We start from the raw sequence: 12,128 nt of genomic DNA on the forward strand, positions 1-12,128 counted from the left end.
GGATCGGGGCCCGCGAGTGGCATCGAGTCGCTGCTTAGTTGTGAGCGTGCAGCGCTTCGTTCAGTTCGATGGCCGACTTGTGGGTTTTGCACTCCACGGCACCGGTCTCGGAGTTACGGCGGAACAGCAGGTCCGGCTGGCCGGCCAGCTCGCGCGCCTTGACCACTTTAACCAGCTGGTTGCGCTCGTCGAGCAGGGCAACCTTGGTCCCGGCGGTGACATACAGGCCCGATTCCACGGTGTTGCGGTCGCCCAGCGGGATCCCGATACCGGCGTTGGCGCCGATCAGGCAGCCTTCGCCGACCTTGATCACGATGTTGCCGCCACCCGACAGGGTGCCCATGGTGGAGCAACCGCCGCCCAGGTCCGAACCCTTGCCGACAAATACGCCGGCCGAGACACGGCCTTCGATCATGCCCGGGCCTTCGGTGCCAGCGTTGAAGTTGACGAAACCTTCGTGCATCACGGTGGTGCCTTCGCCCACGTAGGCGCCCAGGCGGATACGCGCGGCGTCAGCGATACGCACGCCGCTGGGTACGACGTAATCGGTCATTTTCGGGAACTTGTCCACCGAGAACACTTCCAGCAGCTCGCCACGCAGGCGCGCTTCGAGTTGGCGTTCGGCCAGCTCATTGATGTCGATCGCGCCCTGGCTGGTCCAGGCCACGTTCGGCAGTTGCGCGAATACACCGGCCAGGCTCAGGCCGTGGGGCTTGACCAGGCGGTGGGACAGCAGGTGCAGCTTGAGGTAGGCCTCAGGCGTGGAAGTCAGTGCGGCGTCTTCGGCCAGCAGGGTGGCGACCAGCGGGGTATGGCTTTCAGCCAGGCGGGTCAGCAGGGCTGCCTGGGTCGCGTCGACGCCTTTGAGCGCGTCAGCCAGTTGCAGGGCTTGGGCGACGGTGAAGGTGATCGCCTGGTTGCCTTCGCTGTAACCGAGGATCGGCGCGATGGCGGCGACGACTTCTGCCGACGGGTTGAGTACGGGTTGTGCGTAAAACACTTCCAGCCAAGCACCTTGGCGGTTCTGAGTGCCGACGCCGAAGCCCAGGCTGAACAGGGAATTGGACATGCTGTTACCTCTACAAAAATGGGATGGCCGGCCTACTTGAGGGCTGCCGAATAAGTATCTGGCTTGAAGCCAATCAGGGTTCTGTCTCCGAGATCAAGCACCGGGCGCTTGATCATCGAGGGTTGTGCGAGCATCAATTCAATGGCTTTCGACTGATCGAGATCGGCTTTGCGTTCGTCTTCGAGTTTGCGAAAGGTGGTGCCCGCACGGTTCAAAACCACCTGCCAACCGTGCTCGTTGCACCATTGGGTCAAGTGTTCGCGGTCGATACCGACGGTTTTGTAGTCATGGAACTCGTAGCTCACGCCGTGCTCGTCGAGCCAGGTGCGGGCTTTTTTCATGGTGTCGCAGGCTTTGATGCCGAAAAGGTGCAAGGTTTTACTTGATACGGTCAAGGAATTGCCCCCCTTTGGACCAATGAAGATGAAAGGTCTGGGATTATGCCACGACCAGCGGGTTTGGGTGCCGCTCGTCTCTAGCGTGGATTGCCCGGTGCGACTATTGTGCGAAAGCCATCGCGCAGCATAGGCGGCTAATATGGCACTTCAATGGTGAGTTGTTGCCTGATGTGTGTCGTTGCAAGTCGATTGTCCGGGAAAACCGCGTTATGCAAACCGCCTACACCGTTCTTATCTTGCTGATGCTGGTCAGCGTTTCGCGGCTGGTCTGGCGAGTCATCCCACTGCCGTTACCGCTGGTGCAGATTGCCGCCGGGGCCTTGCTGGCCTGGCCCACGCTGGGGCTGCATGTCGCGCTGGACCCGGAGTTGTTCCTGTTTCTGTTCCTGCCGCCGCTGTTGTTCTCCGATGGCTGGCGCATGCCCAAGCGTGAACTGTGGCGCCTGCGCGGGCCGATTCTGACGTTGGCGGTGGGGCTGGTGCTGTTCACCGTGGTCGGCGCTGGCTACTTCATTCATTGGTTGTTGCCTTCGATTCCATTGCCGGTGGCCTTTGCCCTGGCGGCGGTGTTATCGCCGACGGACGCCGTGGCGGTGTCGGCCATTTCCCAGAACCGTTTACCCACGCCGTTGATGCATATGCTCCAGGGCGAAGCCTTGATGAACGATGCCTCGGGCCTGGTGACCTTCAAGTTCGCCCTGGTGGCAGCCTTGACCGGGGTGTTTTCCCTGGCGGATGCCAGCCTGACCTTTGTACTGGTGGCCATCGGCGGTCTGGCGGTCGGGATCGCGTTGAGCTGGCTGGTGGGGCGCTTGCGTGTCTGGATGATTGCGCGAGGCTGGGACGACCCGGCCACCCACGTTGTGTTCATGTTGCTGCTGCCGTTCGCCGCCTATGTTCTGGCCGAACGCCTGGGCGCATCGGGGATTCTTTCTGCCGTGGCGGCGGGCATGATGCAAAGCTGGCTGGACCTGCTGCCCCGCCAGACCAGCACGCGCTTGCTCAATCGCAGTGTGTGGTCGCTGCTGGAGTTTGCCTTCAATGGCTTGATCTTCCTGCTATTGGGGTTGCAACTGCCGGACATCATCAAGGCGGTGGTGAGTCATGAAACCACGCTGTGGCCGACCCTGCTGTATCGCTGCCTGGACGTGGTCGCGATCTTCCTGGTGTTGTTGGTATTACGCTTCATCTGGGTGCAAAGCATCTGGCGTCTGTCGGGCGTGCTCCGGCGCCTGCGTGGGAAAAGCGAGCTTACCCTGGTGCCGACGGCACGTTCCTGCTGGCTGTTGACCGTGGGCGGTGTGCGCGGGGCGGTGACGTTGGCCGGTGTGATGTCGGTGCCCTTGCTGCTGGCGCCGGGCAAGGCGTTCCCGGAACGCGATCTGCTGATCTTTATCGCGGCCGGGGTGATCCTGTTGTCGCTCATCGCTGCCTGTATTGCGTTGCCGCTGCTGCTGCGCGGCATTGAAAAAAGCCCCGATGAAAAACACCACAATGAAGTGCGCGAGGCGTGGAAAAAGACCGCCGTGGCGGCGATCCATGCGCTTGAGGTCGAAGAACCCACCGAGAGCGCTCCCGCGGACGCCGCCCAGGCCGCATTGGCTACCGAACTGAAGGCGCGACTGATGTCGGAATACCGGCATCAGTTGGACGTCTTCAACGACTCCGCCGAAGCCCAGGCACTGGCGTCGCAGATGGACCAACTGGAGCGAAAGCTACGGCTCAAGGCGTTGCGGGCGCAGCGCTTGGAGTTGTATAGCCTGAGCCGTCATCACCGGATCGGGGATGACGTGTTGAGGGAGGTGTTGGACGACCTGGACATGAGTGAGGCGAACCTGGGGTCGCCGAAGTAGGCAATTGGGGGCCGCCGTGCCGCCGGCGCTGAGTATGCGTTGCCTTAAACGGTGCAGTCTGAGTCGGCATCACGAAAGCGTGGATGACGGATCACGGCGGGTATGGGCGCCGCTTGAGGGTAGGCTTTTTGGGCCCAGGCAATGTCTCCGTCACTCAGTGACCTGTTCTCGCTGTGCGCCCGCTTTCCATTGGTCTGGTCCGGGCTGACAGCGTAGTGCATGACCGAGTCAGGGTCATAAGGCAGCAAGTCATAAGCGCTGCTGCGAGTCAGCGGCAGGACGTTGTCCTCCACCTCCTGCGGGTTGGGGGTGTTGCGGTAGGTCTGGTGGATGGTTTCACGGTTCCACGGAATGTTGGCATCGGGGTGCTGGTGGGCGTGATGGGCACCGAGCATATGCCCGAATTCATGCAGGACGGTGTCTTCGAAGCGGGGCGCGTTGTGATCCATGGGCAGGCTCATGGTCGGCAGCCCGAACGGAATGTTGCGCGCATCGGTGCCTATGGATGAAGCGCCGCCGTTATCGCCCGGCGGATTCTGCGCAATACGGATATCGCCTCTCGCGCCCGAGACAAAATCAAACTTCAGGTTGATATGGGGCAGCCAACGGCTGGCGGCTTTTTTCACGGCCAGCACGTATTCGTCGTCCACCCCATACTCATACATGGCGATCGTGAGCGTAGTGTTCTGGGGCCAGTATTTGCCCGGCTCGCCGACATTGCGTCGACGTCTCGAAAGACTGTGCGTTGGCGTAGCGCTATCGCTGCTTTCGCCAGGCGACCAGTGCGTGCCAGGCTGATACGAGGCTTCGGGGGCGGGGTTTATCATTGAGCGTTTCCTGCGGCAGGTCGAGACGAGACACTGGTTGATTCGTGCCAATTACAGGAAAGTTCCCGGCGGTGTTGAGTGAATACGTGAGCCGATGTTTACCCCTGGGCCCGCTACGTCGGGTTGACCGGGGGGTACAGCGTTCTGATCGTTTGCTTGTCGCCCGCGGAAAGGGTTGTGTTTTTAGGAATGGCCTGGCCGTTGCGCCTCAATGCTGCCGGAATTTCATAATGCATCACGGACTGTGGATCGTATGGGGTGATCTGCAGGCCGGGCCGGTTGTCTGGCTCAAGGATATGCTCGCGTACCATGGCTTCGTTGAAAGAGTCGCTGGTGTAGTAGTCATACACTTGGGGGCTGTCCCAATCCAGGCTGTTCTGCGGGTGTTGGTGTTCGTGCAATAACCCGAGGGCGTGGCCGAATTCGTGCAGGGCCGTACTGCGCAACTTCTTCGAGTCGTCGGTCCGGTTGAGGTGCATCGTGGGTTGATCTTCATCGATGCGCTTGGCCTCTGTGCCAATGGCGGACCAATTGCCCTTGAGCCCTTCATCGTCAGAAATACGAATATCGCCCGTCTTGCCTTCGACGATATTGAAGCGCAGGGCCGGCGTGTGGTGGGCCCACTCGCGGATAGCGTCCACCACCAGCGCTTTGCTTTTTTCGCTGCTCAGGTCGAGCGCAACGGTGACCACGCCGGCCGGCCAGCGCTTGTCGCTGTCGGCGATGCCTCTTTTGGTTCGCCCGGCGGATTCGGGAGGGGAGGTGTGGTTATTCGGGAGCGGCTCATAAGCGGGGGGAGGGGCGAGCGACGGGGTGATTAGGCTCATAGGCATTACTCGTAGGAAGTTTGCCTATTGGTGGTGAGCGAGTGAACAAGGTTCCCGCACTGTGCGACACAGTGCGGGATGTGGCGAGGTTACTTCCTGCGTTGAATGAAATCGCGAATGCGCTCAGCCGCTTCCACGCACTCCGCCAGTGGTGCAACCAATGCCATGCGAACGCGCCCGGCGCCTGGGTTGACGCCGTCCACCTCCCGCGACAGGTACGAACCGGGTACTACGGTCACGTGTTCTTGCACAAACAGATCGCGACAGAAGGCGGCGTCGTCACCCTCTACATTCGGCCACAGGTAGAAACCACCATCGGGGGCTTGTACGTCCAGCACCGGCTTGAGGATCGCCAGCACAGCGTCGAATTTTTCCCGATACAGGTCGCGGTTGGCCTGGACGTGGGCTTCGTCCTGCCAGGCGGCGATGCTTGCCAGTTGGGTTTGCACGGGCATCGCGCAGCCGTGGTAGGTGCGGTACAGCAGGAAGGCCTTGAGGATGTCGGCGTCGCCGGCCACGAAGCCGGAGCGCAGGCCCGGCAGGTTGGAGCGCTTGGACAGGCTGTGGAACACCACGCAGCGTTTGAAGTCCTGGCGGCCGAGTTCGACGCAGGCGCTCAACAGGCCCGGCGGCGGGCTTTGTTCGTCGAAGTACAGCTCGCTGTAGCACTCGTCGGCGGCAATCACGAAGTCATATTCGTCGGCCAGGGCGATGAGCTTTTTCAGGGTGTCGACCGGGATCAGCGCGCCGGTCGGGTTGCCGGGGGAGCACAGGAACAGGATCTGGCAGCGCTTCCAGACGTCTGGCGACACGGCGTCGAAATCCGGGTTGAAGCCATTGGCGTCCAGGCACGGCAGGTAGTGCGGCTTGGCGCCGGCCAGGAACGCCGCGCCTTCATAGATCTGGTAGAACGGGTTCGGGCTTACCACCAGCGCGTCGTCACTGCGATTGACCACGGCTTGGGTGAAGGCGAACAGTGCCTCGCGGGTGCCGTTGACCGGCAGGATGTTACGCGCCGGGTCCAGCCAGCCCTTGGGTACATTGAAGCGGCGTTCGCACCAGGCTGCGATGGCCTCGCGCAGCGCCGCAATGCCCAGGGTGGTCGGGTACACCGCCATCTGGTCGAGGTTATTGCTCAACGCCTCGGCGACGAAGGTCGGCGATTTATGCTTGGGCTCGCCGATGGACAACGCGATCGGACGTTTGTCCGGGTTCGGCGTGACGCTGCCGAGCAGGGCGCGCAATTTTTCGAACGGGTAGGGCTGCAGCTGGTTCAGGGCGTTGTTCATCGGTGGATCTCGTGCAAGGCGTTAAAAACTGGGCGGGTATCAAATCGTCAGGCGCGTCAGCTCGACCCCGGGCTCCTGGTGAACGCTCAACTGCTGGACGATTGCATCCTGCAGGCGGCGGCACAGTTCGGGGTCGGACAGCGGCTGGTTGTCGGCGTCGGTAATGAAGAACACGTCTTCCACGCGCTCGCCGAGGGTCGCAATCTTGGCGTTCTGCAACGACAGGTCGAACTCCAGGAAAATCCCGCCGATCCGCGCCAGCAGGCCCGGGCGATCCGGCGCGCTGAGTTCCAGCACCGTCACCGGGCGCTGGGCGTCGTTGGAAATGGTCACCTGGGGCGCAAACGCAAAATGCTTGAGCTGGCGTGGCACGCGGCGCTGGATGATGGTCGGGTAGTCGTCCGGGTTGCGCAACGCTTCGGTCAGGCCTTCGCGGATCTTTTTCACCCGCGCCGGGTTATCGCCGATGGACTCGCCTTCGGTGTCGAGCACGATGTAGGTGTCGAGGGTGAACTGGCTGCTGGAGGTGATGACCCGGGCGTCGTGGATGTTCAGGTTGAGCTGGTCCATGGCCGCTACGGTCACGGCGAAGAAGTCGTGCTGGTCGGGGGCGTAGATGAAGATCTGCGTGCCGCCTTCGAACTCGCGTTGAGTCGTCTCTTTGATCAGCACCAGCGGGCCGCCATCGGCCGGTTGCTGCAGGATTGCATCGCTGTGCCAGGCCACGTCGCCGGCGGTGTGACGCAGGAAGTAATCGTCACCCAGTTGCGACCACAATTGTTCGACGTCGTCCGGGTCGTTGCCGCCGCGCACGAGGATATCCAGGGCCGCGCTTTGGGTGCGGCGGATCTGTTCTTCGCGGTCCACCGGGTTTTCCAGGCCCCGGCGCAGGGCGCGCTTGGTCTCGGTGTACAGCTGGCGCAACAGGCTCGCGCGCCAGGAGTTCCAGAGGGTCGGGTTGGTGGCATTGATATCGGAAACCGTCAGCACATACAGGTAGTCGAGACGGGTTTCATCGCCGACGATCCCGGCGAAGTCATGGATCACCTGCGGGTCGGACAGGTCCTTGCGCTGGGCGGTCGTCGACATCACCAGATGGTTCTGCACCAGCCAGACAATCAGGCGGCTGTCCCACAACGGCAACTGGTGACGCTGGCAGAACGCCTCGGCATCGACCGCGCCGACTTCCGAATGGTCGCCGTGGCGGCCTTTGCCGATGTCGTGGTACAGGCCGGCCAGGTAGATCAGTTCGGGTTTGGGCAGCTTGGCCATCAGCTTACTGGCCAGCGGGAATTTCTCTGACACCTGGGTGTACTGCAGCTTACGCAGGTGCTTGATCAGGTTCAGGGTGTGGGCGTCGACGGTGTAGATGTGGAACAGGTCGTGCTGCATCTGCCCGACGATAAAGCCGAACTCCGGCAGGTAACGCCCGAGGATGCCGTAGCGGTTCATCCGCCGCAGGTTGCGGTGGATGCCGATCTTGCACTTGAACAGCTCGATGAACAGGCTGGTGTTGCGGATGTCGTTGCGAAAGTCATCGTCGATCAGGTGACGGTTTTCTCGCAGCAGGCGAATCGTGTCGGCGCGCACGCCTTTGATTTCCGGCTGCTGGGCCATCAGCACGAAAATTTCCAGCATGGCAAACGGCGTGCGGCGGAACACGTTGTCGTTGCGCGCCTCGATATAGCCGTCGTGCAGCTGGAAACGGGGGTTGATCGGCTGCGGCGGCGCTTCGTCTTCCGGGGCCAGGATCACTTCTTCGAAGTGCTGGATGATCAGGTCGCTGAGCTGGGCGATGCTCATGACCACCCGGTAGTACTGCTGCATGAAACTTTCGATGCTGGTCTTCGCGTCTTCGCCCTCGAAACCCAGCAGGGTGGCGATGGAGCGCTGATGGTCGAACAGCAGGCGGTCTTCGGCACGCCCGGCGAGCATGTGCAGGGCGTAGCGCACTTTCCAGAGGAATTCCTGGGACGAGGCGAGCAGGGCGTTTTCGCTTTCCACCAGAAAGCCTTCACCGGCCAGGGCGCGCAGGTTCAGGGTGCCGTACTGGCGACGGGCGACCCACAAGATCGTCTGGATATCGCGCAAGCCCCCCGGGGAGCCTTTGACGTTGGGTTCCAGGTTGTATTCGGTGTCGTTGTACTTGTGGTGCCGGGCTTTCTGCTCGGCACGCTTGGCCAGGAAGAACTCCTTGCTCGGCCACATGTGCGCGGTGCTGGTGACTTCGAGCATGCGTTGGCGCAGACGCTCGGGACCGGCGATGGTGCGGCTTTCCATCAGGTTGGTGATGACGGTGAGGTCGGCGCGGGCTTCTTCGCCGCATTCGGCCACCGAGCGCACGCTCTGGCCGACTTCCAGGCCGATGTCCCACAACAGCGTCAGAAAACGCTCGATGGAATCGCGAAAGATCTCATGGTCGGCGCTGTCCAGCAGGATCAGCAGGTCGATGTCCGAGTAGGGGTGCAGCTCGCCGCGGCCGTAGCCGCCGACCGCCACCAGGGCGATATCGGCGTCTTCGCTCCAACTGAACTGTTCCCAGGCCTTTTGCAGGATGTTATCGACGAACCAGGCGCGGTCCTCGATCAGCCGACGGATGTCCCGGCCGCTGCGAAAGCGCTCGTCGAGCACCTCGCGGGCCTGGCGGATAGCCTTCTTGAAGGCGGCGATAGGGCTGGCCTTCAGCGCCAGTTCGGCCTGGAACTGGCCACGGTCGAAGAGTTCGGGATCCACCTGGGGCATCGTTCGGCTTTCCTTTCTATCTATCAGTCAGTCACAACACAGTCTGGGAAAACCAGGGCAGCCGTTACGCCGAGATGCGTGGGATGGTGTCGTCCGCGCGCAGGGTGAAGATCTCGTAGCCGGTGTCGGTGACCAGCAGGGTGTGTTCCCACTGGGCGGAGAGCTTGCGGTCCTTGGTGATGGCGGTCCAGCCGTCGCCCAGCACCTTGGTGTCGGCCTTGCCCTGGTTGATCATCGGCTCGATGGTAAAGGTCATGCCGGCTTTGAGTTCCATGCCGGTGCCGGCGCGGCCGTAGTGCAGGATCTGCGGCTCTTCGTGGAACACCTTGCCGATGCCGTGGCCGCAGAACTCACGGACCACCGAGAAGCCGTTCTTTTCAGCGTGCTTCTGGATCACTTCACCGATATCGCCCAGGCGGCAGCCGGGTTTGACGATTTCAATGGCCTTGTACATGCATTCCTGGGTCACCTGGGACAGGCGCTCGGCCCAGACCGGCACGGTGCCGACATGGAACATGCGGCTGGTATCGCCGTGGTAGCCGTCTTTGATGACGGTGACGTCGATGTTCAGGGTGTCGCCGTCTTTCAGCGGTTTGTCGCCGGGAATCCCGTGGCAGACCACGTGGTTGATCGAGGTGCAGATCGACTTGGGGAAGCCCTTGTAGTTCAGCGGGGCAGGGATAGCTTTTTGCACGTCGACTATATAGTCGTGGCAAATGCGGTCCAGCGTTTCGGTGGTGACGCCGGGCTTGACGTGTTCGGCAATCATTTCCAGCACGTCGGCCGCCAGTTTGCCGGCAACGCGCATGCCGGCAATGTCTTCGGCGGTTTTCAAGGTAACGGTCATACAGGCTCTCTCTCTAGCGCGAGGCGCTGAAATCAATACGGTTTACGGGTGTGCGACAAAAGGTTGCAGAATTCGCACAAGCCCTGAAAAACGCGATTCTACCAGACGCGGGCGGCAAACCATGAGCGTCTGGCCATCGGTTATCTCTATAAGGTGGGGCTATAGTGGCGCGATTCAAAGGGTTGCGCAAAAGTCGTTGGCGGCAAATGTGATTGCGGGTTTCGTTTTTTCCCTTCGTGTGGTATAAAATGCGCCGCTTTCCGGGGATACCCCGCGAAGCTTAAATCCACACACGTGTCGACACGATGACCTGGGTGCCGGAGGCCTTGATGCCGCTGGTTGGTCATTGGGATACGTGGAGGCCAAACCCGACTTATTAAGGAACTATCATGTCCCAAGTCAACATGCGCGATATGCTGAAGGCCGGTGTGCACTTCGGTCACCAGACCCGTTACTGGAACCCGAAAATGGGTAAATACATTTTCGGCGCGCGTAACAAGATCCACATCATCAACCTTGAAAAAACCCTGCCAATGTTCAACGAAGCTCTGACTTTCGTAGAGCGTCTGGCCCAGGGCAAAAACAAGATTCTGTTCGTCGGCACCAAGCGTTCCGCTGGCAAGATCGTTGCTGAAGAAGCAGCACGTTGCGGTTCGCCGTACGTCGATCACCGCTGGTTGGGCGGCATGCTCACCAACTTCAAAACCATCCGTGCTTCCATCAAGCGTCTGCGTGACCTTGAAGTGCAAGCCGAAGACGGTACTTTCGCCAAGCTGACCAAGAAAGAGGCGCTGATGCGTACTCGCGACCTGGAAAAGCTCGATCGTTCCCTGGGTGGTATCAAGGACATGGGCGGTCTGCCTGACGCACTGTTCGTTATCGACGTTGATCACGAGCGCATTGCGATCACCGAAGCCAACAAGCTGGGCATCCCTGTTATCGGCGTAGTCGATACCAACAGCAGCCCAGAAGGCGTTGACTACATCATCCCAGGCAACGATGACGCCATCCGCGCTATCCAGCTGTACATGGGTTCGATGGCTGACGCTGTCATCCGCGGTCGCAACCACGTTGCTGGTGGTACCGAGCAGTTCGCTGAAGAAGCTCCGGTAGCCGCAGCTGAGTAATTGACGCCCTGGCGTTGACTCAGTAAGCAAAAAGGGGGCTTGGCCCCCTTTTTGCCCCCTCGAAAACCATTTGTCGGCAGCGCAGCTACAACATCTGTAACGTGCAGCGGCCTACAAGGGTGATTCGGGAAGAATTGATCGCCCGTTTGATCGGGTGGAATGGTTGAAAACCTATCCAAGAGGATTTTGAAATGGCAGAGATTACTGCAGCGTTGGTTAAAGAACTGCGTGAGCGTACCGGCGAAGGCATGATGGATTGCAAAAAGGCCTTGACCAAGGCTGGCGGCGACATCGAAAAAGCCATTGATGACATGCGTGCTTCGGGCGCCATCAAGGCTGCCAAGAAAGCAGGCAACGTTGCTGCTGAAGGCGCCATCGCGCTGAAAGAAGACGGTAAATCCGCAGTTCTGCTGGAAGTGAACTCGCAGACCGACTTCCTGGCTCTGCAGGACGACTTCAAGGCATTTGTTGCTGCCAGCATTGAGAAAGCGTTCGCTGACAAGCTGACTGACGCCGCTCCGCTGATCGCCGCTCAAGAAGCTGATCGCCTGGTACTGGTCGGCAAGGTTGGCGAAAACGTCAACATCCGTCGCCTGGCTCGCGTTGAAGGTGATGTTGTCGGTGGTTACCTGCACGGCAACAAGATCGGCGTTGTGGTTGCCCTTAAAGGCGGCAGCGTTGAGCTGGCCAAAGACATCGCTATGCACGTAGCGGCCAGCAACCCTGAATTCCTGCTGCCATCGGAAGTGTCCGCTGAAGCCATCGAACGCGAAAAAGCGGTGTTCCTGAGCCTCAACGCTGACAAGATCGCGGGCAAGCCAGAAAACATCGTTGAAAACATGATCAAAGGCCGTATCAGCAAGTTCCTGGCTGAAGCGAGCCTGGTTGAGCAGGCGTTCGTCAAGAACCCTGAAATCAAGGTTGGCGAACTGGCCAAGAAAGCCGGTGCTGAAATCGTTTCCTTCACTTACTACAAAGTAGGCGAAGGCATCGAGAAGCCGGTCGACAACTTCGCTGAAGAAGTTGCTGCCCAGCTGGCTGCCGCCAAGCAATAAGACGGTTTTCAACTGTCGCCCGAAAGAGGCTGCCCGCTCACGCGCGCAGCCTCTTTTCAAATGGGAAGGCTAATTTTATTTGGCTTCCCTTCGG

Annotated in this window: 10 protein-coding genes; 3 read left to right on the forward strand and 7 right to left on the reverse strand. The window is 60.4% G+C overall.

Annotation, left to right across the window (positions count from 1 at the left end):
* Nucleotides 1-34 precede the first annotated feature (34 nt).
* Both dapD and LQ249_RS07605 read right to left on the reverse strand, forming a co-directional pair.
* On the reverse strand, nt 35-1,069 hold the full coding sequence (gene dapD, locus LQ249_RS07600) for a 2,3,4,5-tetrahydropyridine-2,6-dicarboxylate N-succinyltransferase (RefSeq protein WP_046490174.1): 1,035 nt from the start codon (nt 1,067-1,069) through the stop codon (nt 35-37).
* Nucleotides 1,070-1,101: 32 nt separating this feature from the next.
* Nucleotides 1,102-1,464, reverse strand: coding sequence for an ArsC family reductase (locus LQ249_RS07605; RefSeq protein WP_026139766.1), 363 nt, complete (start codon nt 1,462-1,464; stop codon nt 1,102-1,104).
* A 212-nt stretch (nt 1,465-1,676) separates the two neighbouring features.
* On the opposite strand from LQ249_RS07605, the gene LQ249_RS07610 reads away from it, so the two are divergent.
* Nucleotides 1,677-3,320 (forward strand): Na+/H+ antiporter, encoded by a 1,644-nt coding sequence (locus LQ249_RS07610; protein ID WP_046384470.1) that lies wholly within the window; start codon nt 1,677-1,679, stop codon nt 3,318-3,320.
* 44 nt (nt 3,321-3,364) lie between these two features.
* Here the strand turns inward: LQ249_RS07610 and LQ249_RS07615 are convergent, their stop codons facing one another.
* From LQ249_RS07615 to map, 5 genes are all read right to left on the reverse strand, one after another.
* On the reverse strand, nt 3,365-4,147 hold the full coding sequence (locus LQ249_RS07615) for a M12 family metallopeptidase (RefSeq protein WP_232566338.1): 783 nt from the start codon (nt 4,145-4,147) through the stop codon (nt 3,365-3,367).
* Between the two features lie 113 nt (nt 4,148-4,260).
* Complete coding sequence (locus LQ249_RS07620) at nt 4,261-4,974, reverse strand: M12 family metallopeptidase (protein WP_169864445.1); 714 nt, start codon at nt 4,972-4,974, stop codon at nt 4,261-4,263.
* A gap of 89 nt (nt 4,975-5,063) precedes the next feature.
* Nucleotides 5,064-6,263, reverse strand: a complete 1,200-nt coding sequence (dapC, locus tag LQ249_RS07625) for a succinyldiaminopimelate transaminase (protein ID WP_046490180.1) — start codon at nt 6,261-6,263, stop codon at nt 5,064-5,066.
* Nucleotides 6,264-6,302: 39 nt separating this feature from the next.
* A complete protein-coding gene (locus LQ249_RS07630; protein ID WP_046384468.1) occupies nt 6,303-9,005 on the reverse strand; it encodes a [protein-PII] uridylyltransferase in 2,703 nt (900 codons plus the stop codon).
* A 64-nt stretch (nt 9,006-9,069) separates the two neighbouring features.
* The gene (gene map / locus LQ249_RS07635; protein ID WP_017844739.1) at nt 9,070-9,852 is read right to left on the reverse strand and encodes a type I methionyl aminopeptidase; all 783 of its coding nucleotides are present in this window, start codon (nt 9,850-9,852) and stop codon (nt 9,070-9,072) included.
* A gap of 389 nt (nt 9,853-10,241) precedes the next feature.
* On the opposite strand from map, the gene rpsB reads away from it, so the two are divergent.
* Together rpsB and tsf are read left to right on the forward strand one after the other, a co-directional pair.
* A complete protein-coding gene (gene rpsB, locus LQ249_RS07640; RefSeq protein WP_017844740.1) occupies nt 10,242-10,979 on the forward strand; it encodes a 30S ribosomal protein S2 in 738 nt (245 codons plus the stop codon).
* Nucleotides 10,980-11,170: 191 nt separating this feature from the next.
* Complete coding sequence (gene tsf, locus LQ249_RS07645; protein WP_046384467.1) at nt 11,171-12,034, forward strand: translation elongation factor Ts; 864 nt, start codon at nt 11,171-11,173, stop codon at nt 12,032-12,034.
* Nucleotides 12,035-12,128 lie beyond the last annotated feature (94 nt).

The sequence above is a fragment of the Pseudomonas sp. 7-41 genome (assembly GCF_021233075.1).
In the GTDB taxonomy this organism is placed as follows: domain Bacteria; phylum Pseudomonadota; class Gammaproteobacteria; order Pseudomonadales; family Pseudomonadaceae; genus Aquipseudomonas; species Aquipseudomonas veronii.

Coding starts and splice junctions, on each gene's coding strand:
- tsf (WP_046384467.1), top strand. CDS start 11,171: ATGGCAGAGATTACTGCAGCGTTGGTTAAAGAACTGCGTGAGCGTACC.
- LQ249_RS07610 (WP_046384470.1), top strand. CDS start 1,677: ATGCAAACCGCCTACACCGTTCTTATCTTGCTGATGCTGGTCAGCGTT.
- dapC (WP_046490180.1), bottom strand. CDS start 6,263: ATGAACAACGCCCTGAACCAGCTGCAGCCCTACCCGTTCGAAAAATTG.
- LQ249_RS07615 (WP_232566338.1), bottom strand. CDS start 4,147: ATGATAAACCCCGCCCCCGAAGCCTCGTATCAGCCTGGCACGCACTGG.
- dapD (WP_046490174.1), bottom strand. CDS start 1,069: ATGTCCAATTCCCTGTTCAGCCTGGGCTTCGGCGTCGGCACTCAGAAC.
- rpsB (WP_017844740.1), top strand. CDS start 10,242: ATGTCCCAAGTCAACATGCGCGATATGCTGAAGGCCGGTGTGCACTTC.
- map (WP_017844739.1), bottom strand. CDS start 9,852: ATGACCGTTACCTTGAAAACCGCCGAAGACATTGCCGGCATGCGCGTT.
- LQ249_RS07620 (WP_169864445.1), bottom strand. CDS start 4,974: ATGAGCCTAATCACCCCGTCGCTCGCCCCTCCCCCCGCTTATGAGCCG.
- LQ249_RS07630 (WP_046384468.1), bottom strand. CDS start 9,005: ATGCCCCAGGTGGATCCCGAACTCTTCGACCGTGGCCAGTTCCAGGCC.